Annotated in this window: 20 protein-coding genes and 3 pseudogenes; 17 read left to right on the top strand and 6 right to left on the bottom strand. The window is 67.7% G+C overall.

The window, feature by feature from the left end; translation table 11 throughout:
• Nucleotides 1-27: 27 nt before the first annotated feature.
• The 3 genes from IE277_RS23415 to IE277_RS23425 all read right to left on the bottom strand — a co-directional run bounded on the left by IE277_RS23415 (nucleotide 28) and on the right by IE277_RS23425 (nucleotide 2,364).
• The gene (locus IE277_RS23415) at nucleotides 28-213 is read right to left on the bottom strand and encodes a helix-turn-helix transcriptional regulator (protein ID WP_189955511.1); all 186 of its coding nucleotides are present in this window, start codon (nucleotides 211-213) and stop codon (nucleotides 28-30) included.
• Between the two features lie 482 nt (nucleotides 214-695).
• Nucleotides 696-1,415: a helix-turn-helix transcriptional regulator gene (locus tag IE277_RS23420; protein WP_189955512.1), complete on the bottom strand. Its 720-nt coding sequence runs from the start codon at nucleotides 1,413-1,415 to the stop codon at nucleotides 696-698.
• A gap of 10 nt (nucleotides 1,416-1,425) precedes the next feature.
• Entirely contained in the window at nucleotides 1,426-2,364 is a 939-nt protein-coding gene (locus tag IE277_RS23425) for an alpha/beta hydrolase (RefSeq protein WP_189955513.1), read from the bottom strand.
• A 171-nt stretch (nucleotides 2,365-2,535) separates the two neighbouring features.
• Between IE277_RS23425 and IE277_RS23430 the strand changes: the two are divergent.
• From IE277_RS23430 to IE277_RS23485, 13 genes and pseudogenes are all read left to right on the top strand, one after another.
• Nucleotides 2,536-3,084: pseudogene (locus IE277_RS23430) on the top strand (helix-turn-helix domain-containing protein); the annotation flags it as partial.
• A 3-nt stretch (nucleotides 3,085-3,087) separates the two neighbouring features.
• Nucleotides 3,088-3,354, top strand: a pseudogene (locus IE277_RS49605) (GNAT-like putative antirestriction protein); the annotation flags it as partial.
• Nucleotides 3,355-3,356: 2 nt separating this feature from the next.
• Nucleotides 3,357-3,500, top strand: coding sequence for a hypothetical protein (locus tag IE277_RS23435; RefSeq protein ID WP_189955514.1), 144 nt, complete (start codon nucleotides 3,357-3,359; stop codon nucleotides 3,498-3,500).
• Nucleotides 3,501-3,514: 14 nt separating this feature from the next.
• Nucleotides 3,515-4,294: a hypothetical protein gene (locus IE277_RS23440; RefSeq protein WP_189955516.1), complete on the top strand. Its 780-nt coding sequence runs from the start codon at nucleotides 3,515-3,517 to the stop codon at nucleotides 4,292-4,294.
• A 338-nt stretch (nucleotides 4,295-4,632) separates the two neighbouring features.
• A complete protein-coding gene (locus IE277_RS23445) occupies nucleotides 4,633-4,836 on the top strand; it encodes a helix-turn-helix domain-containing protein (RefSeq protein ID WP_189955518.1) in 204 nt (67 codons plus the stop codon).
• Nucleotides 4,837-5,274: 438 nt separating this feature from the next.
• Nucleotides 5,275-7,193: pseudogene (locus IE277_RS49240) on the top strand (1-deoxy-D-xylulose-5-phosphate synthase).
• On the top strand, nucleotides 7,193-8,314 hold the full coding sequence (gene ispG / locus IE277_RS23455) for a flavodoxin-dependent (E)-4-hydroxy-3-methylbut-2-enyl-diphosphate synthase (RefSeq protein ID WP_189955520.1): 1,122 nt from the start codon (nucleotides 7,193-7,195) through the stop codon (nucleotides 8,312-8,314). The pseudogene IE277_RS49240 and the gene ispG overlap by 1 nt, the downstream one beginning before the upstream one ends.
• On the top strand, nucleotides 8,311-9,381 hold the full coding sequence (locus IE277_RS23460) for a polyprenyl synthetase family protein (RefSeq protein WP_189955521.1): 1,071 nt from the start codon (nucleotides 8,311-8,313) through the stop codon (nucleotides 9,379-9,381). The genes ispG and IE277_RS23460 overlap by 4 nt, the downstream gene beginning before the upstream one ends.
• A 61-nt stretch (nucleotides 9,382-9,442) precedes the next feature.
• Nucleotides 9,443-11,191, top strand: coding sequence for an HAD family hydrolase (locus IE277_RS23465; RefSeq protein ID WP_189955523.1), 1,749 nt, complete (start codon nucleotides 9,443-9,445; stop codon nucleotides 11,189-11,191).
• A gap of 83 nt (nucleotides 11,192-11,274) precedes the next feature.
• Nucleotides 11,275-11,922 carry an acetoacetate decarboxylase family protein gene (locus IE277_RS23470; protein ID WP_189955525.1) on the top strand — a complete coding sequence of 216 codons (648 nt, stop codon included), beginning with the start codon at nucleotides 11,275-11,277 and terminating at the stop codon, nucleotides 11,920-11,922.
• Nucleotides 11,923-11,925: 3 nt separating this feature from the next.
• Nucleotides 11,926-12,777, top strand: a complete 852-nt coding sequence (locus IE277_RS23475; RefSeq protein WP_189955527.1) for an SDR family NAD(P)-dependent oxidoreductase — start codon at nucleotides 11,926-11,928, stop codon at nucleotides 12,775-12,777.
• Between the two features lie 78 nt (nucleotides 12,778-12,855).
• The gene (locus IE277_RS23480; RefSeq protein ID WP_189955529.1) at nucleotides 12,856-13,533 is read left to right on the top strand and encodes a transmembrane-type terpene cyclase; all 678 of its coding nucleotides are present in this window, start codon (nucleotides 12,856-12,858) and stop codon (nucleotides 13,531-13,533) included.
• 138 nt (nucleotides 13,534-13,671) lie between these two features.
• Nucleotides 13,672-14,283 (top strand): hypothetical protein, encoded by a 612-nt coding sequence (locus IE277_RS23485; RefSeq protein ID WP_189955531.1) that lies wholly within the window; start codon nucleotides 13,672-13,674, stop codon nucleotides 14,281-14,283.
• A gap of 69 nt (nucleotides 14,284-14,352) precedes the next feature.
• Here IE277_RS23485 and IE277_RS23490 read toward each other — a convergent pair whose 3' ends face one another.
• Together IE277_RS23490 and IE277_RS47400 are read right to left on the bottom strand one after the other, a co-directional pair.
• Nucleotides 14,353-16,551 (bottom strand): Tn3 family transposase, encoded by a 2,199-nt coding sequence (locus IE277_RS23490; protein ID WP_308433416.1) that lies wholly within the window; start codon nucleotides 16,549-16,551, stop codon nucleotides 14,353-14,355.
• Between the two features lie 6 nt (nucleotides 16,552-16,557).
• Entirely contained in the window at nucleotides 16,558-17,400 is an 843-nt protein-coding gene (locus tag IE277_RS47400) for a DUF4158 domain-containing protein (protein WP_229881923.1), read from the bottom strand.
• A 990-nt stretch (nucleotides 17,401-18,390) separates the two neighbouring features.
• Here IE277_RS47400 and IE277_RS23495 point away from each other — a divergent pair.
• Both IE277_RS23495 and IE277_RS23500 read left to right on the top strand, forming a co-directional pair.
• Entirely contained in the window at nucleotides 18,391-19,644 is a 1,254-nt protein-coding gene (locus IE277_RS23495; protein WP_189955533.1) for an IS256 family transposase, read from the top strand.
• 64 nt (nucleotides 19,645-19,708) lie between these two features.
• On the top strand, nucleotides 19,709-20,137 hold the full coding sequence (locus IE277_RS23500; RefSeq protein ID WP_189955535.1) for a hypothetical protein: 429 nt from the start codon (nucleotides 19,709-19,711) through the stop codon (nucleotides 20,135-20,137).
• A gap of 533 nt (nucleotides 20,138-20,670) precedes the next feature.
• On the opposite strand, the gene IE277_RS23505 is transcribed toward IE277_RS23500, so the two are convergent.
• On the bottom strand, nucleotides 20,671-21,549 hold the full coding sequence (locus IE277_RS23505) for a metallophosphoesterase (protein WP_189955537.1): 879 nt from the start codon (nucleotides 21,547-21,549) through the stop codon (nucleotides 20,671-20,673).
• A 168-nt stretch (nucleotides 21,550-21,717) separates the two neighbouring features.
• Between IE277_RS23505 and IE277_RS23510 the strand changes: the two genes are divergently transcribed.
• Nucleotides 21,718-22,143: a hypothetical protein gene (locus tag IE277_RS23510; RefSeq protein ID WP_189955540.1), complete on the top strand. Its 426-nt coding sequence runs from the start codon at nucleotides 21,718-21,720 to the stop codon at nucleotides 22,141-22,143.
• Nucleotides 22,144-22,166: 23 nt separating this feature from the next.
• On the top strand, nucleotides 22,167-22,964 hold the full coding sequence (locus IE277_RS23515; protein WP_189955542.1) for a terminase large subunit domain-containing protein: 798 nt from the start codon (nucleotides 22,167-22,169) through the stop codon (nucleotides 22,962-22,964).
• The last annotated feature ends 32 nt before the right edge of the window (nucleotides 22,965-22,996 follow it).

A 22,996-nucleotide genomic window follows, 5' to 3' on the forward strand; every position in this document is an offset into this window, starting at 1 on the left:
GGCCAGGACTCGAGCGTGAGTGAGGGCTCATCCGAGCTTCTGCTGCTGAGCCCAGGCCTGCACATCGCTGATCTTGAACTGCAGCTTCGCGCTGCGACCGCGCCCGAACTTGTAGGGAACGAGCCCGAGTTTCGGTGCGTCTCGGTACACCCATGTGATCGACATGTTCAGGTACTGGGCGGTCTGCTTGACGTTCATGAACTGGGTGGGCATGCACGGTCCTTAGAGATCAAAGGTGTCAGGAACGTCCGAGCTTCCGTTGCAGCACGCGGTTTGGGTGGGCCGTGGATCAAGTGGTAGAGAAACGCTCCACGTGATCGCCTGGCTGCAACCGGTCGGCCTCCCGGGTGAGCGATCCGAGCGGCCGCAACTAGGTGGAGGGGGCTTCGACCTGCAGGTTCTTCTCTGCTGGTGGTACACCTGCCCACACCACGCTGACTTGCGCGAATAGGTGTTGAAGGTGAAGGTCCAGTGTCGGAGTTCCTGGTACGCGTATGGTCGGGATCTTGGCCTCAGCTGTGATCACCGGCGACCGTGCCGGGACTCGTGCTGGCTGTCATGGGGAAATGCACTGCCAGCGCGGTGGCCGGGGTGCAGGCGAATGGCAAGTGAGGCCCTGAAGCGTGGCGTGAAGGTGAGGCGTGGACGCTAGTGCCGTGACCGGAATGCTTCACCGGAGTGGTGCCATGTGTTTCTCAAGACGGGGGTGTGAGCGGAGCCAGCGTGGTGGGTTGCACCGCGTCGGCTGCGGCCGATCCGCGCAGGAGTTCGGTCAGGTCGTGGGGGCGTGCCTGCTCGGTGGTCGGAGTCGCTGCTGTGATGCGGTCCAGCCGGAAGCCCCGGCCGGCCTGTCGCGTGTGGCACCAGGCGATGAGGTACCACCGGCCGTCGGCGGTGAGCAGTCCGGCCGGTTCCACCAGGCGCTCGCTTTCGCGTCCTGCGGCGTCGGTGTAGGACAGCCGCAGGACCGTGTGGGTGGTGAGGGCCTGTTCCACGGCGGTGCGGACTGCGGCGTCGGAGGGCGCGGGCAGCGCAACGATCCGTGTGGCCAGTTGCTGTGCCGCCGCTGAGGCGGGGCCGGTCATCGAGGCCGCGATCTTCTGGGCTGCGGTGCGGGCCGCCCCGGCGTACGGGGCGAAGGCGTCGGTCGCGGCGAGGGCGACGGCCAGGGCCGAGGCTTCCTCGGCGGTGAAGTGGATGGGGGGCAGGGTCATGGCCGGGTCGATGGACCAGCCCCCGCCGCGTCCCGGTGTGGTGCGCACCGGGACGCCGGTCTCCATCAGTGCCTGGAGGTCGCGCTGCACCGTGCGCGTGCTCACCTCGAGGTGCGCGGCGAGCGCCGCGACTGTCAGCGGCCGCGGCGCCACCGCGCGCAACTCTTCCACCAGCGCGTACAGCCGGGCGGTGCGGTTCATGCCGGCGACGCTACCGGCCCGTGGTGGACAGGAAGTGCCGTTCGCGGCGCTGTTCCCGTTCGGTGATGGTCAGCGGGAAGAGGGTGAAGCCGTGCATGGCGCCGGCGACGACGCCCAGCTGCACGGGCGCGCCCGCCGCTTGCCACCGCCCGGCCAGGAACAGCGAGTCGTCCCGCAGTGGATCTTCGCTGCCGACGACGATCCGGGCGGGCGGCAGACCTGCAAGGTCGGCGAACAGCGGTGAGACCTCGGGGGCACGGCGCTGTTCCGCGTCCATGCCGGGGGTGACCAGCTCATAGGTGCGCCGTAGGGTGTCGGTGTTGCTCAGCAGCCGCTTGGAGCCGAACGATCGCTGGCTGGGTGTCATCGACAGGTCGTAGGGGCCAAAGAGCAGGTGGGCGGCCCGGAAGGCGCCGGTGATGCCGTGCCGGTCGCGAAGGCGCAGCAGCGTCACGACGCTGAGGTGGGCGCCGGCCGATTCACCGCCGATCAGCAGTCGCTCGGTGCCGAACTCGGTCGCGGCGTGCTTCACCAGCCACCGGGCGGCCGCTTCGCAGTCGTCGGGTCCGGCGGGGAAGGGGTGCTCCGGTGCGAGGCGGTAGTCCACGCTGATCACGGCGAGCCGGGTCTGCTCGGCCAGTCGCCACAGTCTTTCGTCCTGCCCGTCCGCGGAGCCGAACGTCCAGCCGCCTCCGTGGAAGTGCAGGTACACGCCGTCAACGTGCTCCGGGACGAAGACGCGTACCTTCACCCCGCCCTCAACGACGCGGTCTTGGCCCTGCGGCAGTCGCACCGGTGGCGTGTCGCCGCCGAGCCGGTTGCGCCGCAGGGCGGCCAGCATGGTTGCATCGGGCGTCTCCTCGCGCGCCGGGCGGCTCGCGGCCGTGGCCTTGAATTGCTTGTTGAATGCCAGGGTTTCGGCGAGGCAGTCCTCATCGGTGATCGTCATGCGTCGACCATCGCAGCCGTCCGCGACAACACCCTGTCACCGTTTACCGGTGACCCGCGTCACGTTCCTGTTGTCATTCCTGCCGCATCACCATCCAGCCCTGCTCGTGAGAATCCCTGCTGCGTGCCGGCTGGATGGGGCGAGGTGTCCGATTAACGAGGGGAGGCCGGGATGGAACAACCGGTCCGGGCCCGGTGGTTGTCCGACGAGGAGGAACAGAAGCTGCAACGGATCGTGCGCCGCGGCAGCACGAACGCGGTCCGCTACCGCAGAGCGCTGATCGTGCTGGCCTCGGCCGGCGGGAACACAGCTCCGGTCATCGCCCGGCTCATGCAGGCCGACGAGGACACGGTCCGCGACGTGATCCACGCCTTCAACGACAAGGGGCTGGCCTGCCTGGATCCTCGGTGGGCGGGAGGCCGTCCCCGCCTGCTCGCCGGTGACGACGAGGACTTCGTCGTGCAGACCGCGGCCACCCGCCTGGGTGTGCTCGGCCTGCCGTTCACCCGCTGGTCCATCCGGAAACTCGCCGCCTACCTACGCAAAGCCCCGGGACGGTGCATACGGATCGGCCGCGAGGCCCTGCGGACGCTGCTGCTCCGGCACCAGATCACCTTCCAGCACACGAAGACGTGGAAGGAGTCGCCCGACCCCGAGCGGGACACCAAGCTGGACCGCATCGAGGAGGTGCTGGAGCACTTCCCGGACCGCGTGCTCGCGGCCACCAGCGCCGAGGCGCAGCTGCTGTGCCAGCGGGCGTTCTCGCGCCGGATTGGGGCGGTGTCGACGATGGCGTTCGGCAACAACCCGGTGTCGATGAAGTACCGCGGGCTGCTGAGGCTGACCAAACGCGGCCCGTCGAACGAGGACGGCTGGAAGTACCAGCTCCTGTACCAGGGGGCGATGGGCGGGCACACGCTCGCTGACGCCTTTGGGATGTGGGCGATGCGGTGGAGCGCCCGGACCACGACGACGCAGACGGGAGTCTGACCATGGACGAGACCAGCCAGCTTGCCCCGCCGCAGATGGTGCAGGGTGACCCTCGCACTCTGATGCTGCTGGACGTCAACGCGCGCTACCTGCCTCACGAGCAGTTCCGCCAGCTGGTGGCGAACTCCAGCGGGACGGGCACCTGACCTCGACGCCGCTGGTGTGGAACGACGCCGGCAGCGGGCGGCTGATCGTGCTGTCCGGCAACCACCGCACGCTCGCGGCCATCGAGGTCGGCCTGCCCCAGATCTGGTGGATGCAGATAGAGGAGCCGCTGCCCCGCCAGCGGCAGATCGCACTCCAGCTCTCTCATAACGCCATTGCGGGCCAGGATGACCCGGCGATCCTGAAGGAGCTGTACGACGAGCTGGAGTCGGTGGAGTGGCGCCAGTACACGGGCCTGGACGACAAGTCCCTCGACCTGCTGGAGAAGGTGGACGTCGCTTCGCTGGGTGAGGCGAACCTCGACTTCGCCAGCGTGCAGTTGATGTTCCTGCCTGATGAGCTGGAGCGTGCGGAGGCCGCGTTCGATGCTGCGTGGTCCACGGCTTCCGCGGATCAGCGGTGGGTGGCTGGGCTGGAGCAGTACGAGCCGGTTCTCGATGCGCTGGAGACGTCGCGGGCCGCGTACAAGATCGGCAACAGCGCGACCGCGCTCGGCGTGATCCTCACCGTGTTCGAGCGGCATCTCGGCGAGCTGGCCGTGGGATGGTTTGACGCGGGCACGGCCGAGCCCACCCGGGCGGGGACTGCACCGCTGGAGACGGTGTTCGGCGTGCGGGAGATCCCGGTTGAGACCGCGGCCGCCGTACGAGCAGTGATCGACTGCTTGGTTCGCGAGGGCAACGTGCCGGAGTCGGAGCCATGGCGTGCCCTGGACGTCCTGATGTCGAGACGTGAGACGGGTAAAACGATGCCAAGCCGGAACGGCGCGTCGTGAGTGATCGCGCGGCGAGCACCGCCCTCACGCTGGTGGGGACGACGTGTCACCGAAAGGACATCACCTGCCGCGAGACGGAACACCCCCGCGTCGGCGGGACGGACACCCAGCTCACCCGCGTCGTGCAGTTCGAGGACGGAACACCCCCGCGTCGGCGGGACGGACGCCGTCTTCGCCCCGTACACAGGTCACCAGCGTCTCGCCCGCCATCACTGCCGACTTCGAACTCGTCACCGTACCGGTGGGTCTGACAGCGGGTTCGGCGGAACCAGTGACCGCAGCCCGCCCTCGGGCACGATCATGGCGGCATCTGCTATCCCCTTGGGAGGGAATCCGCGATGTCCAGGAAGAAGCCGGCCCGCAAGCTGATGGCGGGCCCGGACCGTGGCAAGGTCGCCGCCGGGCTGAAGGCCCAGTACGAGGGCGGTGCTTCCATCCGCTCGAGCGCCGAGGCCACGAATCGCTCCTACGGTGGCGTGCACCGCCTCCTCGCCACCACGGGTGTGACCTTTCACCCCCGTGGTGGCGAGATGCGGAAGTAGGCGGACAACAATTGACGCTCCGGTAACCCCGAAGCACCCGTAGCCGTTGAGGTCTGCGGCATCAGCGAGGCATCCCTTTCGGCATCGCCGCCTCGTGGCCGCAGCCGGCCGCCGGACCGGACGGTCAAGGTTGGGCCCCGCCGGTCCGGCAGCTACCGCACCAGCAGGTTGCGCAGAGCTCGTACTGCGTCGTTCGGCAGCCAGTGAGACGTGTGGGGGCGCTCGCCAGTGGAGAGGTGCGCGTCTCGTGAGCCCGCGCGGGAGGTGTGTCGGGCTTGCGGGGGCGCACTTCGTAGATCGTGTACGCGTCCAACCGGTGCCGATACGCCTTCCTGATCAGGTGTTTGACCTGCACAGTTATGGAACTGATTCAGGTTGCGTCTGCGGCCTGTCGTCAGGGTTCGCGCTGTTGCCGGTGCCCGGATGCAAGGGGTTGCCATGGCCCGCAAGACCATTGCTGCAGAACCGTTGCTGCCCTCTGTGGCGCAGGACCCGGCGGTAATCAGAGAACTGCCTGCGCACCGGCTTGGTGAACTGGCCTCTGAAATCCGCCGGTTCCTGGTGGAGAAGGTGTGCGCGAATGGCGGCCATTTGGGCCCGAATCTGGGCGTGGTGGAACTCACGCTGGCACTGCACCGGGTGTTCGACTCCCCGCGCGACAGCCTGGTCTTCGACACCGGTCACCAGGCCTACGTGCACAAGATCCTGACTGGTCGTCACAAGGAGTTCGACGCGTTGCGGCAGGCGGGGGGTCTTTCCGGGTATCCGTCGCGCGCCGAGTCGGAGCATGATCTGGTGGATAACTCGCATGCCTCCACGGCTCTTTCCTACGCCGATGGTCTGGCCAAGGCCCGCCAGCTGGCCGGGGAGGGCGACCGTGCGGTGGTGGCCGTCGTGGGGGACGGTGCGCTGACCGGCGGGCTGGCCTTCGAGGCGTTGAACAACCTTGGGGGCGCGAAGGACCGGCCGGTGATGGTGGTGCTGAACGACAACGGCCGCTCGTATGCCCCCACGACCGGGGCACTGGCCGCACACCTGGAGCAGCTGAGGATCGGTGGAGGTCTGGGGGCCTGCCGCAATGTTTTCACCGATCTGGGTTTCGCCTACTTCGGTCCCGTCGACGGCCACGACATCGCAGAGGTGGAGCGGGTGTTGCGCCGGGCGAGGGCGATGCGCCGGCCCGTCGTGGTGCATGTGGTGACGGTCAAGGGCAAGGACTACCCGCCTGCTGAACAAGACGTCGCGGATTGCCTGCATGCGGTAGGCGCCGTGGATCCGGCCACCGGCCGCCCCCTCCCTTCCGCGCCCGGGGCGGCCGGTACGAAGGCGGGCCCGTCCCGCAAGTCCTGGACAGATGTGTTCTCCCATGCCGTGCTCGACCTTGCTGCGGCGCGGGACGACATCGTTGCCCTCACCGCCGCCATGCTGCGTCCCACCGGCCTGCACCGGATGCAGGAGCGTTTCCCGGAGCGGGTGTTCGATGTGGGGATCGCCGAGCAGCACGCGGTCACTTCGGCCGCCGGTCTGGCGATGGGCGGCCTGCGCCCCGTCGTCGCCGTCTACGCCACATTCTTGAACCGGCCTTCGATCAGGTGCTGATGGATGTGGCGCTGCACCGGCTGCCGGTGACGTTTGTCCTGGACCGGGCCGGGGTGACCGGCCCGGATGGTGCGTCGCATCACGGCATGTGGGACCTGTCGGTGTTCTCCCATGTGCCCGGCTTGCAGATCGCCGCCCCGCGCGATGCCGCACGCTTGACGGAACTCCTGACCGAGGCGGCCGGTGTGGACGACGGCCCGACCCTGCTCCGCTTTCTCAAGGGCAGCATCCCGTCCGATCTGCCCGTGGTGGAGCGGGTCGACGGGGTGGACAACATCCACCGCAGCCCGGCCGGCACACGCGATGTGCTGGTGGTGGCTGTGGGCCCGATGGTCCATCCGGCGTGTGAAGCGGCAACGAGGCTTCAGGAGTTGGGAGTCGGTGTCACGGTGGTGGATCCGCGCTGGGTACTGCCCGTCTCTGCCGCACTGGTGGATGTGGCGGTACGGCACAAGATGGTGGTCACCATCGAGGATGGTCTGCGCGAGGGCGGGGTGGGCACGGCGGTGCTCCACGCCCTCCAGGAAGCACAACATTCCCTCCTGGTGATACGGCTGGGCCTGCGAAGGATGTTCCTCGACCACGGAGAGCGGCCCCATCTCCTCAAAGAGGCAGGCCTGAGCGCCGAGGGCATCGTCAACGCGGTGCTGGGCGCCCGCACCCGCAACTACTCTCTGCTTCCGGATGCGGCGGGCGTTCCCGCCCAGCGCCTCGCGCCCGTCCCACGCCCGGCCACCCCCGCCTCCAGGAGCGTGTGATGAGCACGATCGAACTCGGCCTGCCCACCATCCAGGCCCCACAGATCCCGGGGCGTCGCCGCCCGACCCGCCAACTGCGCGTCGGGTCGGTGCCCATCGGCGGCGGCGCCCAGGTGTCCGTCCAGACCATGACCACCACCAACACCGCCGACGTAGATGCCACGTTGCAGGAGATCGCCGCGGTCACCGCCGCCGACTGCGACATCGTCCGCGTCGCCGTTCCCTCCCAGGACGACGCCGATGCCCTCCCCGCGATCGTCGCGAAGTCCTCGATCCCTGTGATCGCGGACATCCACTTCCAGCCCCGGTACGTCTTTGCCGTCCTCGATGCCGGCAGCGCAGGCGTGCGGGTCAACCCCGGTAACATCAAGAAGTTCGACGACCAGGTTGCCGCGATCGGCGCGGCGGCCGGGGTGTCGATCCGCATCGGCGTGAATGCCAGCACACTGGATCCGCGGCTGCTCGCCAAGCACGGCCGGGCCACGCCCGAGGCGCTGGTGGAGTCCGCGCTGTGGGAGTGCTCCTTGTTCGAGGAGCACGGCTTCACCGACATCAAGATTGCGGTCAAGTACCACGACCCCCGAACGATGATCACGGCGAACCGGCTGTTGGCGAGCCGCTGCGACTACCCCCTGCACCTGGGCGTCACCGAAGCAGGCCCAGCCTTCCAAGGGGCGATCAAATCGGCCGTCGCCTTCGGGATCCTCCTCGCCGACGGCATCGGCGACACCATCCGCGTCTCCCTGTCCACCGACCCCGTCGAACAGGTCAAGGCGGGCTGTCACATTCTGTCCGGCCTAGGGCTGCGGCCGCGGAAACTGGAGATCGTCTCCTGCCCCGGGTGCGGCCGCCTCCAAGTTGACATCCACCGTCTCGCCTCCCAGGCGGAGGCCGCCTTCGACGGATTCCCGCACCCGCTGCGCGTCGCCGTCACGGGGTGCGTGGTGAACGGGCCCGGTGAGGCCCGCGAAGCCGACCTAGGGGTGTCCTGCGGCAACGGCAAAGGCCAGATCTTCCGCAAAGGCAAAGTACTGCGCACCGTCCCCGAAACACAGATCGTCGAGACGCTGCTCAAGGAGGCCCTGGCCCTGAGCGAGACGGAAACGGAGAGCGTGACATGACAGCCACGACCACGCCTGGCGCTTTGGACCCGGCAGATGTCCGCACCAGAGTCGACGACGTGCTGGGGAGGTTCCTCGACGAACAGGAACACACCAGCTCCCTTCCGGAAATGGCGTTGTTCACCGAGGTGCTGCGCCGGATGCTGGACGGCGGCAAGCGGATCCGTCCGCTGCTGTGCGTCACCGGATGGCAGGCCGTACGCGAGCAGGCGCCGCCAGAGACGGTGATGCACGTGGCAGCCTCGCTGGAGCTGTTCCATGCCTTCGCGCTCATCCACGACGACATCATGGATCGCTCGGCCACCCGCCGCGGACAGCCATCCGCACACAGGGTCCTGGCAGCCCGGCACGCCCACCGCCCCGACGCTGACCTGCTGGGCGTCAACGCCGCCATCCTGCTGGGAGATCTGGCCTTCGGCTGGTCGTACGAACTTCTGCACGAGCCCATCCTGCCTGCCCAGCAGATGCTGGTGGTATGGCCGCTGCTCAACGCGCTGCGTGCGGAGACCTTGATCGGCCAGTACCTGGATCTCCGCGCCAGCCGCACCCACCAGCACCCTGATCCCGACACCGCTTGGCGCATCGTCCGCTACAAGACAGCGAAGTACACCTTCGAGCGTCCCCTCCAACTGGGTGCGGTACTCGCCGGGGCCACTCCCCATCAGCTGCGTACGCTCAGTGCCTACGCGCTGCCGCTGGGCGAGGCGTTCCAACTGCGCGACGACTTGCTGGGGGTCTTCGGTGACCCCGCTCGCACAGGCAAGTCCACCCTGGATGATCTCCGTGAGGGCAAGCACACCATGCTCTGTGCTCTGGCTCTCGAGCGGGCCGATGGCGAACAGGCCAAGACGCTGCGCGCTCTGATCGGAGACCCGGACCTGGACACCGACGGCGCGGACCGGATCCGCACCATCCTTGTGGCCACTGGAGCCAGAGACGCCGTGGAGGAAGCTGTCAAGGAGCGCGCCCAACGAGCCCTGCGCGCGCTCGACGGCACCCTCCTCCAACCCGGTGCCGACATCCTGCTGCGTCAGATCGCCACGACCGCCTCCAGCCGGGATTCCTGAGGCTCACACCCGCTCAGACGCGGCACGGCGCCACACCCCAGTCTGGAAAGAAGGGACGACAGTGCCCAAGGACCCGCCAGCAAAGACCAGCCAGTACGAGGCCGTCATCTTCGATTTCGACGGGACCCTGTTCGACACAGCGGATATGCACATCGAAACGGCCCGCACCACGCTGTTGGAAGCCGGACTGGCCGTCTCTGTGGAGTGGCTGCGGTCCGCCCCGCTTTCAGACCCGGCCGAGCTGCGCCGAAAGCTGCGCAGCGACTTCGACTGGACCCCGCCATTCTCCGACGAGGAGATGCTGGCTCGTGGAACACGCAACTGGCGCACGGTCATCACCCATGCCGTGCCCGTCCCGACGGTGGTGGACCTGGCGCGTGTGGCAGCCGTGTCGAGTCCGGTTGCGGTGGCGTCCTCCAACGACAGCAAGGCCATCAGTCGGGCACTGGACCGCAATGGCCTTGGCATGCTCTTCTCCGCCGTCGTGGGCCGCGGCGACGTGACGCACCTCAAGCCGGCCCCGGACGCCTTCCTCCTGGCTGCGGCACGCCTGGGGGTGGAGCCGGCGCGCTGTCTGGCATACGAAAACAGTGATGAGGGCGTCACGGCGGCCCTGGCCGCCGGCATGGACGTCGTCGATGTGCGGACGATGACGGTGACCACACCGGAGAGATCCAGCAGCACGGCCGACCAACGTGACGCGTTGAGTGCGCTGCCCGTGGCCGGACACGAGCGAGGGACGGACCACGGCAGCGGTGCCTCCGTGGCAGAGCACGACGCGTTGATCAAGGCCCTCACATTCCTCGCCGACGAGAAACACGGGCACGACGGGTACGGTGCTCAGCTGGCCGTCGACCCGCTGTTCAAACAGATCATCCCGAGGCAGGAAGCACGATCCTTCCTGCGCGAGCGCCACGGTGTCGAAGTGGGCTTCGACCTCGGGCGTGAAGCGTCCGGAGCAGGCTTGGCACTGGCGCACGTGCCGCCCGAAGCCGACGAAGGACACGCCCTGTCCGCCCGGCTGGCCCCCTGGGTGCACTCGGCCAGGCGCGGTAGACGCTACTGCTTCTTCCCCGACAACCCGCAGTTCGCCGCCGACACCGACTGCACCTCTGTCGCGTTGATGGGACTGTTCACCCACGGGCTGCTCTCCGAGGGTGAACTGCGCGTCGGCATAGCCCAGTTGCTGTCCTCGGCTACGCCACCAGGCCCTTCAGAACCAGCGCGGGACACCGACCCGGACGAATGGCCAGGCGTCTTCCAGGTCTACTGGGAAGACGGAGAGGAACCACAGGCCTGGCCACGCGGCCGCAAACACGATGCCGTCGTCTGCGCCAACATCCTCTACACCCTCGATCTCTCGCCTGCCGGGGTCGACTCCTCGGACGCCCGCGTCCAGGCGACGGTGGCGTACCTCGCCGACCACCTCACCTCCGGCGGCTTCCTCTCGGGAACCCGGTACTACCCCGCCCCGGAAGCCTGCCTGCACGCCGTATCCCGCTTGTGCGCACGCTCGCGGTACTACGCCCGCCACCTCAGCACCCCACTGCACGACGCCTTCACCTCCCCAGGCCTGCAAGGGATCCCGGACGGCGAGAACGGTCCGCTCAACCTTGCCCTGCGGATCATCACAGCCGACAACCTTGGCCTCGCCCATGACCAAGCCCGCCAACGCACACTCCTGCTGGCACAACAACGGCCTGACGGCTCGTGGCCGGCCTGCGCCTACTACCGGCTCGGCCGTCTGCCCTTCCACTTCGGTTCACCCGTCCTCACGACCGCTTTCGCCGTGGCGGCTCTCCACGGCTGACGGCACGTCCCCACCTGCCCCAGCCCCCGGACCGGAGCAAACCCCGTCCCAACCACCCGCCCCCCCAGAGCGCCAGGAGCGACATGTCCCTCCCGACCGAGCCCCCACTCACCAGCTACCCGCCCGCCCCATGGCACGCCAGCGGCCAGATCTGGTGCGCTCTGCTGACCTCACGCTCTCCCCTCAAGTCACCGCTGACGACCTGCCTGATCCCCCACACCCTTGCGGCCCTGCTCATCCGCTACCAGGAAGGAGCCCTGCGCTACGACGAGTTCGCGCTCGTCTCCGTTCAACGCCGCGGACACCGCATCGGTCTGTGGACCCACTGCATCTGGGTCGACAGCGCGACCGCCCTGTGGGGCGGGCGGCAGATCTGGGGAATCCCCAAGCAGATGGCCCACTTCACCTGGACGAACAACACAGTGGCCGTCAGCGACGCCGACGGCCCACTGGCCGAACTGTCCTTCACCCCGCGGGTAAGCGTCCACACACCGTTCGTCGTGCGGTTCAACGCCTTCGGGCAGCGCGACCGCGCGCTGCTCCTCGCCTCTAGTCAGGCGAGCGGCCGCCTCCGGCCGGGCCGGGCCACGATCACCCAGTGGGTCGACCGCCTGCCCGCCCTCGCACACACCCGGCAACGCCTCGCCCTGATCGCGGAGTCCGCGAAGATCGCCGTGCACCGGCCCAGACACCTGGGGCACGTCCCGACCGAGCCTCACAGCGGAGTATGACCAATGGGCAGCCCCTCTCCTCACCCACTCGCAGGACGCACCTGCCTGGTCACCGGAGCCGGGTCAGGCGTTGGCCAAGCCATCGCCACGGCCTTCGCCGACGCAGGAGCACGGGTCTGGGGGTGCGACATCAACCCGAACAACCTGGCTACCACCCGCAGCCAACTCGCCCGCAGCCAAGCTCCCACAGCCGTCACCCTCGAACGGGTGGACGTCACCGACCGGTCGGCCGTCGAACAGTGGATCGCCACCGCCCACGAAGCCACCGGGCGGATCGACGTGCTCGTCAACAACGCCGCCTTCGTCAGCTGGGCAGATGTGACCGACGCATCTGTCGCCGACGCCGAACGCACCATGCGCACCGCCTACGACGCCATGGTCTACGCCGTCACCGCTGGCCTGCCGACCATGCTCGCTGCCGGAAGGGGACACATCATCACCATCGGCTCCTCCGCCGGCCGCATCTACGCACCCGGCCCGTCAGCCGCCTACGCCGCCGCCAAAGCAGCCCAGGAGGCCTACACCCGAATCCTCCAGCTCGAACTCGCCCCAACCCCCGTCCACGCCACCCTCGTCAGACCCGGCGTCATCACCGGAACCCAATTCTTCGGCGACCACGTCCCCTCATCCCGCCTGCCCCGCCTCGCCGACTTCCTCCCCACCACCACCGCTCCACACGTCGCAACCGCCGTCACCGCCGCCGTCCTCAGGCCCCGCAACACCATCGACCTTCCCCGCTACCTCCCGCTCGCCTACCTGGCCCACGCCGTGGCCCCAAGAACCCTGCAGCGACTGGCGCAAGTCGGCGGCCCATCTCGCCGTGACTTCGGTGCCCGTGAACCAACCGGCAGATGAACTACCCCACCACGTTCACAGCCGACGGCAACAGGTATGACCCGCCGAACTCAGACCACACATCTGCAGGGGTGACACATGTCGGACAACTTGATGCTGCAGAGCCTGGGCTTTGACATCGGGGTCGCACTGTCGGGGCTCTTCTGGACCATCGCGTACGTACTCATCATCCGGCAGGGGTTCCGCGACAAGACGTACGGCATGCCAGTCGTTGCCCTGTGCGGGAACATCTCCTGGGAGTTCACCGTCGCTTTCATCGCCCCTCTCCCGGGCATCCTGCAGACGATCTCGTATGTATGGTTCTTCATCGACACGGTGATCGTCTACCAGGTGCTCCGCTACGGCCCGTCGCAGTTCCCCGGGATCTCCCCACGCCTGTTCTACGGGATGTTCGGCCTGACCCTTGTAGCGGCGTTCTTCGGAATCCTGCTGCTGAACCAGATGTTTCACCGGTACTACCACGACAACTGGGCCATCTACACAGGCTTTGCTGACGCCCTGATGATGGCAGGGCTCTTCCTGTCCATGCTTCACAACCGCTCCTCCACATCGGGCCAGTCTGTCCCGATCGCGGTCTGCATGTTTCTCGGCAACGCCACCTCGATCGCCTGGTTGGTCACGCCACCACCCCAACTGGAAGGCTCCGCTCTGCAGGTGTACCTGATCGGCGCGACCACCACACTCAACCTCATCTATGGCATCGCGCTATGGCGTGTAAGGGGGCGTATCAACGCCGTCGACTTCGCCGCGGTGTAGTCGGCTCGTCGTCGACGGGTTCGGGTCTGGCTGCAGGTGAACGGCACCGGCCCGCGCGGCAAGAAGGGTGAGCCGGGCGAGCCGTTCCACCCCGAGCCGATGGTCACGGTGCCCTGCCAGTGCGGGAAGTAGACGTTCATGGTCATCCTCGATACGCCGTACCGGCTCGTCGGCCTGAGCGGCGCCGACCCGGTGTCCGGCGAGCACTACCCCGAGACCGAGGGCGGCCGGTGGGGCATCGGCGGCCGCTCCGCCTGGGCCCGCCTCGCCTACGCCGACGGCCGCACCGTGTTCACCGTCGCCCGCTGCGACGAGGAACCCGGCGACACCTTCGTGCCCGCCTCGCGTACGTACGCGGTCGGCTGCCTCAGCAGCGTGCTGCAGAGCCGCGGGCGGCCGGGCCGGATGATCGCGGTCCACGGCACCACCGAGACCGCGGTCCTCACCGTGGACGACGTCGACGTCGAGTACCCCGCCTTGCGGGCGTACGCGCAGGGCTCGTACTGGTGGGACGCCCGCGCCCGCCTCGCCTGGCTGATCGCCGGACTGCGGCGCCGACCCGGCACCCTGCCGTATCGGCAGGCCGTACCCATGGGCCCGTACGAAGCACTCGCCGTGCACCTTGACGACGACCGGGTCATCGCCGTCACCCAGCCCACCGAGATGCCCGTCCCGGCCTTGCGTACGTACGCCCCCAAGGCGCCGGGACAGCCCGCCCGCGGCGGGTCACCGGCGCGGGCGGGCAGCTGACCCGGCCTCTACCCGGCGGCAGCTACGGTCGGCTGTGCGGGCGGCCGCCCGTCGTGTTCGGCGCGAACCTCACCCGCGGCCGCCCGCACCAGCCGTCGGCCCGGTCTGCGCGGTCGAGGCGTCATCGGGTGCGCTGCGCGGGCCGGGCACCGTGGGCAGGCTGATGTCGAGCCGGTTGCTCATGTCGAGTTCGAAGCGCCCGTATGGATTCACGTGGGTCCAGAACAGCGGGGACAGGGCCCGCCGGTCGACGTCGGTGAGCTTGTCGGCCCACTTCGGCTCGGCCAGGATCTCTTGCAGCAGCAGCGTATTGACGTGCACGAGCGCCGACTGCAGGAGGTGCAGGGCGAGCATGGAGACCTCCTGGCTCTCCTTGTCGTCCCCGGTCAGGTCGCCGTCCTTGCCGTAGAACAGATCGTGGTTCGCGGAGTTCCAGTTCTCCACGACCTGCAGCCCGTCATTGATCTCACGCCTGAGCTCGGCATCGGCGAGGTAGTCGCAGATGAACGCCGTCCTGACCGCCCGCCCCAACTCCTCGATCGCCTGATATGTGGGGTGCTTGGGGCCGCCGCGAGTGAAGCGCCGCAGTACCTGCTCGGCCTCTGCGGTGCCCAGGTGGAGCGCGGTGGTGTACTTGACGATCTGGTCGTACTGCTGGCGGATCAGCTCCCAGTCGATCGTCTTCTTCGACAACACCGGCCCCAGACGTGGCCAGGTGTCATCCTCACCGGTCGCCGGCCGGTACAGCCGGGCGGACCCGACGTTCTTCAGCCTCGGGAGCAGGTTGAAGCCGAGCATGTGGGCGAACGCGAACCCGACGATCGAGGCACCATGCGTATCGGTGTACGGCCGGTCGACAACCATCTCGGTGCAGTGCCGCAGCACGCCCTCGATCATCGCCGCGACCTCGGAGGCGGAACAGGACTTCAGCTGGCTGTAGACACACACCGACTTCCGCTCCACATGCCAATAGATCATGACTCCCGGGCCCCGGTAGCGCTGGTGCCACTCGGTCGTGAAATTCGATGACCAGGAGCCGAACTTCTTGCTGTCGCTCGCGCATGCGGTGCCCTCGCCCCACCACTGCTCGTCGCGGGCAGTGAAGGTGGCGTTCACCAACTTCACCAGGCCGGCCCTCATGTTGGCCCGGTTGACGAACAGGTGCCGGGTACGGCGCAGCACGGCTTCCGTTTCACCGTGCTTGCCGGTGGCCGTGACCCGCTCGATCCCCATGTTCGTGCCCAGCGCAAAGAGCACCAACAAAAGCCGGCGGCGCAGCACCGCCTTCGGGGTCGCCTCCCTCGTGGCCACCGACACGAACTCGTCGGTGAAGTCGGTGGCGAACTCGGCCTCCTTGAGGATGTCGAGCAGGTCGATGGTGCCCCACCGGCGCTGGATCTCCGTCTTCAGGGCGGTGAGGTTCTCCGGTTCCTCCTGCTTGCCCAGCGGCGACACCTTGATCCACGGCTCGCCACGCTTGCTGGTGATCTCCACCCCGCCCGTCATGCCGAGTTCCAAGGCGGTGTCGAAGCGGGTCAGCGCGTCGCGGAGCTTCTTCTCCAGTGCGTCGGTGAACGCCGTGGCATCCAGCGGCTGGCGGATCGCGTCGTAGTGCACATCACGGTTGTCGTCGAAGTCCGGCGGCAGGTCGTCTTCCGGGTTGCGCCACCGGTTCGCGCCCACCACCCATATCTCCCGCCGCCGCAGCGCGTCCCGCAGCGACACCAGAACGCACAGCTCGTAAGGGATGCGCTCCACGCGGCCCTTGTCGTCGACGACGGCCTTGCGCCACTGGTCAGGCACCACCTTGTCCAGCGGGATCTTCTCCGCCTCGTCGAAGTACGCCTCTTCCGCGATCGGCTGGTCCAGATACCGCTTGAGCAGGTCGATCGCGTCCATCACCGGCCGGTACACGGTGTTGTTGCTCTTCAACTCCAGCGCGTTCAACAACGGCTTGAGCATCCGGCGCCAGTGCCCCGAGTACGACGAACGCAACACCGTACGCACCCGGGCCCGGTAGCGGGCCTCATTCGCCTTCGCCTCCGCCGCCAGAGCCTTGAGCGTGGTCTCACCGGCCACCGGATAGATCACCTTGCGCACCGTGCCCTGCGGCTGCGCGATGGCCGCCTCCGCCAGACGCAGAAGGATGCCCTCCTTGCCGCGGACCTTCTTGAGTTCCTTGATGAACTCGCCCTCGACCTTCTTCTCCGCCCGCGTGTTGATCTTCTGCACCAGCTGGATGAACAACTCCACCAGCGTGTCCGTGATCTCCGTCTACCGCACGTGGCAGAGCGTGGACAGCAGCGCGTAGCGCACCGGCGTCTTCATCGCCCGCAGATCGGAGGGGTACTCCTTGGAGGCACGGGCCCGCCAGGCCGCGACCTGCTTCTCCGAGACATCCGAGAAAAGCTCCGGCGGCATCTCCAGCTTGCGCACGCGCTGCAGCTTGGTGATCTCACCGAGCAGGCTCTCCAGCCCGAGCCCCGCCGGGTCCTCCTTCAACTCGGTGAAGAACGTCTGCCCGCCGCCGACACTGCTCTTGCCCTCACAGTCCTCGCTGTCGTCCTCCGCGACCAGGTCGTCGAGCCTCGACCGCGTCGCGGCCGATAACCGCTCCGTCGTGCTCCGGCAGAACCCGTCCTCAAACGTGCTGACCGCCGAACCCACCAAGCGGCCCACCTGCCCCGGCGCCGGCGGCTCCATCCGGTCATTGCGGCACCGGGCCACCACCGCCTCCGCCAACCGCTCCCGCGACAGCTCCACCGGGCACAACTCCGAGGCCAGCCACTGAGCCAGCTGGACCTGGTCCTCCTCGCTGCAGATCCGGAACCCGTACGCATCCCGGATCTCCACCCGGTGCCGCTTGATGGCCCGGCCCGTCCAGTCGTACGCCGCCCACTCCTCGGCAGGCACCTTCACCTGCTGCGCGACATACGACACCGCCGACGCCGGCACCTCCGCGGCAGCCTCCGGGAAACGCGCCTCGACCTCGAAAAACTTCAGCATCAGCCCGAAGCCCAACCGGTTCGCTCCGGACTTGTTCCGCAACTTCGCCATGTCGTCTTCGAGTAGCGTCCAGACCTCGATCAGGTCCTCCGACTCCCACTGCTGCCGCATGTGCCCCTCCTGCCTCAACTGTCAGTGACAGTCGTCACCCTGAGACAGGACCCCACCCCGCAAGAACCCCCAAAACGCAAGCGCCAACAGGCGCCACCCCTCGCCACACCATTACGTACCGCTACTTGTCACTTCGCCGTAGCTTCGGGAGCGCAGGGCCGATAACCCATGACCGGCCGCTCATGCGTTGGTTCCTCGATCGTGCCGTAAATCGGTGGCGCAGGTGTACATCGCTCCCGCTCGGACTCCGCAGTTGGCGCACATGGCCCTCAAAGTGGCTACTCCGTAAGTCAGTTCTCCATCTACCAGCGGGCCTGCGTTGTATTGTCGTGCTGCTTATCTCTTCCGGGCGTTGGCCCGCACCTTCCAGCTGGGGTGCGCGGACTACCCCTAGCGCCGCGGGACGCGATCCCGCATCGTCGGCCTCCGGGCCGGGAAGGGAGCCACCGTCTTGAGGCGCAAGCTCCGAGATTGGTGGCGGATCCACGTTCGGCAGCACGTCTCTTCGGAGCGTGTGTGCGCGACTTGCGAGGTCTTCCTCGTGGGCGCGTGGCTCTACGAGCACTGCCCGTGGGTCTGAAGCGTGTGAGCCCCAGCTGAGCAGCGAACTCAGCTGAGGCCCACGTCACCACCACGGCCCCGTCCTCGTGGTCCGGCCCGTCGCATGGGCAGGGAGGGCGGGGCCTCTGGTCTTCTCGTATCGCTAAACGTTGTCAAGTAATACGAGACAAGACGTTGAGAGCGTACCTGAATGGGGCGAGCAATGCTCAGGACTTGTGGATCGGTCTCGGGAGAGTGCTTCGCGAAAGGCGGAGGGCGTACCTTCCCGAGTGATCGACTCAAGGTCACCGAGTAGACCCGCGTTGCAGCGCGGGTTGGGAAGGGTGAAGTAGGCCGCCGACGAGGTGCCCGGGGCTCGGGTCCTTTTCCGACGGCCCCTTCCCGAACCGGGCGTGCGGCTTATGACCGGTGAAACGGCGCACCACGCCCGTGCTCAGCGTAGTCAACATCGACGGAACCACCGAGACCGGATCCCTGATGGACGACATCGTCCGCGAGGGTGCCCGGCGAATGCTCGCCGCGGCCCTGGAGGCCGAAGTCAACCAGTACATAGCCGAGTTGGTTGGTGAGCGGGACGAGGCCGGCCGCCGTCTGGTGGTCCGCAATGGCCATCATCGAGAACGGACGGTGACCACCGCCGCCGGGCCGGTCGCGGTGAAGGTGCCCCGCGTGAACGACAGGCGCGTCGACGTGGAGACCGGTGAGCGCAAGCGGTTCTCGTCGAAGATCCTTGCGCCGTGGTGCCGCAAGTCCCCGAAGATCAGCGAGGTCCTGCCCCTGCTCTACCTCCACGGACTGTCCTCCGGGGATTTCGTGCCCGCGATGGAGCAGTTCCTGGGCTCCTCGGCCGGCCTTTCGCTGGCAACGGTGACCCGGCTGACGAAGCAGTGGACCGACGACCACACTGCCTTCCAGGCCCGCGGCCTGTCGGATTCCGACTACGTCTACGTGTGGGCCGAAGGGGTCCACCCCAAGGTCCGCCTCGGCCAGGCCCACTCCTGCGTCCTGGTCCTCATGGGCGTGCGCCCCGACGGCCGCAAGGAACTCATCGCCCTGGCCGAGGGGCTGCGCGAATCGACCGAGTCATGGACGGATCTGCTGCGTGACTGCCGCCGACGAGGCATGCACGATCCCGCACTCGTGGTCGGTGACGGCGCGATGGGCCTGTGGAAGGCCCTCGCAGACGTGTTTCCGCAGGCCAGGCACCAGAGGTGCTGGGTTCACAAGGTCCGCAATGTCATGAACGCGCTACCGAAGTCGACTCAGCCCGGCGCGAAGAAGGCCCTGCAGGAGATCTACAACGCCGAGGACCGCGACCACGCCGAGAAGGCGATCAAGGACTTCGAGCGCACCTACGGAGCGAAGTGGCCGAAAGCGGCCAAGAAGGTCACCTGCGAGACCGACGAGCTCCTCGCGTTCTACGGCTTCCCCGCGGAACACTGGGTGCACCTGCGCACGACAAATCCCATCGAGAGCACTTTCAGCACCGTGAAGTTGCGGACCAAAGTCACCCGCGGAGCCGGCAGTTCGGCCGCGGCCCTGGCGATGGTGTTCAAGCTCGCCGGGTCCGCCCAGACCCGCTGGCGCGCGATCACAGCACCCCACCTCGTCCCCCTCGTCCGCACCGGCACCCGCTTCAAGAACGGTCACCTCGTCGAACGCCCCGAAGCCACCGCAGCCTGAACAACCCCGCTGATCACGCACCCTGAGCGTTGTGTCAGGGCGCTGAAAACTGGATCATCGAGCCGTGGCCCGTCATGAACTGTGGATGGAAGAGCTGCTCAGCTTCCTGCTGATGCGACTTGACGAAACCGGCTTTGAGCAGCTCGTTGCCCACGAGCCCAAGCGGATGGCGGCTACCTACCTTGAGACGGCCGGGGGCCGATGCGAGCAACGGGCGAGATACTTCACCGGCTGCGATACCTGCTGTCAACTGCTGCCACCTGACTCGCTCTACTACTACGCCGAAGCATGGCCCTGCCAGGCTGTACGGTCCCTGGCGCTGCCGTTCGCCGGCGACCCGGAATACGCCGAGGCATGGAGACCTGAGTACGCCATGCTGGCCTCCGGAAAATTCATCCACCCCGAACAGGAAGAAGCTCGTCACCGCATCCTGAGATGTCAGAACCCTCGATCCACAGGTCTTGACAATATCTCGAATGGGGCGTCGCAATAACATAGTTTGCAGGCGTCGAGTCACCGCGCCGACGGTGCGGCAGGATGCATGCGGCCCCTGATACCCGTGAGATCTTGATGTGGCTTCGACCTCGTCGCGTCGGCCGCAGCGGCTGGCCCATCTAACCTTGGTCCGTGCAGGTGGCCGGGATTCGGTGGCGCATGGGGAGAAGGAAGGCCAGCCGGTGGTTGACCGGTGCGTCGTCGACACCTGGGAGCGCCGGGACGGTGAGTCCCGTCAGGCGTTCGAGGCGTTCGCCGCATATCGCGATCTGGGTCCGGCTCGGAGTGTCACGAAGGTGTGGCTTTGTCCACGAGATCGGACAGCAGTTGTTCATTACTTCGGACAGCGCTCTGGTGGGGCTCTCGATTCGAACAGCCAGCAACCGCAACGGGTGCCAGGGGACGAATACAGCCCGCCTCCTCGATGGTCTTGGCATGCTCACCGGACGTCAGCTGTGCGGACGTCCGTGACTGCCTTGCCTGCCGCTCGGCGCGAGCGGCAGGCAGGCGGCGGTCCAGCGGGCCGCAGGCTCAGCTCAGGCTCGCAGAGGAGGGGCCGAGCCTTTCGATGACCTCGCGCATCTCCTCTTCGTCGGCCTCGTAGACCGTCTCACCCATACGCGGGTCTCGTGCGTGGAGGGTGTGGATGAGTGGCCCGTTGGGCGCTCCAAGGTGGACGAGGGAGGCCGACGGGCCGTGGACGGCGCGCTCGGTGCCGGGGCGGGCGGTGAGGTCGATGCGGCTGACGACGCCGGGGGTGACCCAGACGGTCGCTTGTTCCAGGCGCCCCAGAATCTGGAGGTGGAAGTGCCCGCACAGGATGAGCTGAACGTCGGTCCCGCGGATCGTGTCGGCAAGCTCTGCGCTGTTCTGCAGGCCGAGCGCCCGCTGAACGCCGACGTCCAGGGCGACCGGCGGGTGGTGGAAGGCCAGAACAGTGCCGAGCGGTGCCGGGGTGGTCAGTAGTTCGCGGAGCCAGTCGAGTTGGCCGCCGTCGAGTCGACCGTAGCCCTTGCCCGGAACGAGCGTGTCCAGGGTGATCAGTCGCCATCCCTTGAGGCTGCTTGCCCCCGCCCGCTCACCGGCGGCTCCCTCATACACGGCCTCGGGCTGGGCGTGGCCGCTTCCCAGCACGTCCGCGAATGCGGTGCGCTCGTCGTGGTTGCCGGTGGCGAAGAAGACGTTGGCCCCGCGTCGGCCGGCGTAGTCGGACAGGAGCTCACGCGCCCGCGCATACGCTTCGTGGGAGCCGTCGTCCGCGACGTCGCCGGTGACCACCACCGCGTCGAGGTCGTGCAGATGGCCCAGTTCGGTCAGCAGACGGCGGAGTGCCGCACTGCCGTCGGCCCCGTCGGCGTCAGGGCCACCGGACCGGTCGAGATGGGTGTCAGAGAGATGCAAGATCCGCATCGTCCGAAGTTAGCCTCGGGTGTTCGGCCGAGCCATGGCTTTTCTCGCAATGCGGTCCCGTCCAAGCCGGTTCCTGGCTGCCCCGCGCATGAAATCGAACGGTGACGGGGCTGGGCGCTGTCCGAAGTGCTGAACAACTGCTGCCCAATCTCGTGTACAGAACCAAAGGTGGCACGGGAGTTGGATAAATCTCGCACGCTGTTGGGCCGGTGGTCGCGTCAGTACGCGTGGGTGATGCGGGCGGCGGCGTACGACCGTGAGCAGGATCGGCTGTTCCTTGCCGAGCAGGCGCATGCGCGACGGGAGATCGCCTGCAGGCACGCGAAGCTGGCCCAGGCTGTGCAGAGCAAGGCTGTGGCGCGGCTTCAGGCTCTCGACCCTCGTGAGCTGTCGCCGTCTGACCTGTTGCGGTACATCCAGGTGGCGGCGGAGATCGAGCGGCGGGCGGTCGGCGAGGCACCGTCGGCGGCCGGTACGGCGGTGGCTCCGGAGCAGGGTGGGGACGTTGCTGGCTTGACGGATGAGGAGCGTCGGGCCCGGATGGATCAGCTGCGGCGGGAGCTGGAGCGACGTCTGGCCGAGGGTGCGCAGTGATCCGGGGGCGGGCGAAGCGCCAGATGATCGAGAGTTTCACCGACCCGTCGGTGATGAGCCTGGAACAGCTGAAGGCCGAGGTCGCCGAGCTGGTGCGCGCCGATGAGCTGTCGGCGCGCCGGTGGGCGTGCGAGGTGCCGGGCTGTGACGGCCTGCCGCATGAGGGATGGCGGCACCATCACGCTCGCGCGGCGCAGCGGCAGCCGTCGTGGCTGTGGACGGTGTGGATGCTGCTCACCGGGCGCGGCTGGGGGAAGAGTCGTACGGCGGCGGAGGCGGTCCGGGAGTGGGCGAAGACGCCCGGGTTGCAGATCGCTGTGGTCGCCAAGAACGCCACCCTGGTGCGTGACATCTGCTTCGACTCCCCGAAGTCCGGGCTGCTGTCGGTCATCCCGCCGGAGGATGTGGCGAAGTACAACTCGTCGCTGGGGGAGACGACGCTGCGGTTGAAGAACGGCACGCTGATACACGGGTTCGGTGCGGAGACGCCAGACAACCTGCGTGGCTGGGCCTTCGACAAGGCCTGGTGCGACGAGTACGCCGCCTGGTCCCGGCATACCGCGCAAGAGGTGTACGACATGATCTGGTTCTGCCTGCGCGAGGCGGACACCCCCCAGGTCGTCATCTCCACGACGCCGAAGCCACTGCCCCACGTGAAGCGGCTCGTCGAACGTGGTCGCAACCAGGAAAAGGCGCACAGGGAAGGCGGAGAAGCGCCCCGAGTAGTGCTCACGCGCGGCCACATGCGAGAGAACGACGCCAACCTGTCGTCGGCGGCGCGGGCGGAGCTGGAGGAGGAGTACGCCGACACCCGCCTCTGACGGCAGGAGCTGTCGGGTGAGCTGTTGGAGGA

The sequence above is a fragment of the Streptomyces alanosinicus genome, assembly GCF_014650595.1.
Classification (GTDB): Bacteria; Actinomycetota; Actinomycetes; order Streptomycetales; family Streptomycetaceae; genus Streptomyces; species Streptomyces alanosinicus.

Excerpts from the sequence above, each read along its gene's own strand:
- IE277_RS23435 (WP_189955514.1), top strand. The coding sequence starts at position 3,357 with ATGGACGAGACCAGCCAGCTTGCCCCGCCGCAGATGGTGCAGGGTGAC.
- IE277_RS23420 (WP_189955512.1), bottom strand. The coding sequence starts at position 1,415 with ATGAACCGCACCGCCCGGCTGTACGCGCTGGTGGAAGAGTTGCGCGCG.
- IE277_RS23470 (WP_189955525.1), top strand. The coding sequence starts at position 11,275 with ATGTCCCTCCCGACCGAGCCCCCACTCACCAGCTACCCGCCCGCCCCA.
- IE277_RS47400 (WP_229881923.1), bottom strand. The coding sequence starts at position 17,400 with ATGCGGCAGCAGTGGGAGTCGGAGGACCTGATCGAGGTCTGGACGCTA.
- IE277_RS23515 (WP_189955542.1), top strand. The coding sequence starts at position 22,167 with ATGATCGAGAGTTTCACCGACCCGTCGGTGATGAGCCTGGAACAGCTG.
- IE277_RS23445 (WP_189955518.1), top strand. The coding sequence starts at position 4,633 with ATGTCCAGGAAGAAGCCGGCCCGCAAGCTGATGGCGGGCCCGGACCGT.
- IE277_RS23480 (WP_189955529.1), top strand. The coding sequence starts at position 12,856 with ATGTCGGACAACTTGATGCTGCAGAGCCTGGGCTTTGACATCGGGGTC.
- ispG (WP_189955520.1), top strand. The coding sequence starts at position 7,193 with ATGAGCACGATCGAACTCGGCCTGCCCACCATCCAGGCCCCACAGATC.
- IE277_RS23415 (WP_189955511.1), bottom strand. The coding sequence starts at position 213 with ATGCCCACCCAGTTCATGAACGTCAAGCAGACCGCCCAGTACCTGAAC.
- IE277_RS23485 (WP_189955531.1), top strand. The coding sequence starts at position 13,672 with ATGGTCATCCTCGATACGCCGTACCGGCTCGTCGGCCTGAGCGGCGCC.
- IE277_RS23505 (WP_189955537.1), bottom strand. The coding sequence starts at position 21,549 with ATGCGGATCTTGCATCTCTCTGACACCCATCTCGACCGGTCCGGTGGC.
- IE277_RS23460 (WP_189955521.1), top strand. The coding sequence starts at position 8,311 with ATGACAGCCACGACCACGCCTGGCGCTTTGGACCCGGCAGATGTCCGC.
- IE277_RS23425 (WP_189955513.1), bottom strand. The coding sequence starts at position 2,364 with ATGACGATCACCGATGAGGACTGCCTCGCCGAAACCCTGGCATTCAAC.
- IE277_RS23475 (WP_189955527.1), top strand. The coding sequence starts at position 11,926 with ATGGGCAGCCCCTCTCCTCACCCACTCGCAGGACGCACCTGCCTGGTC.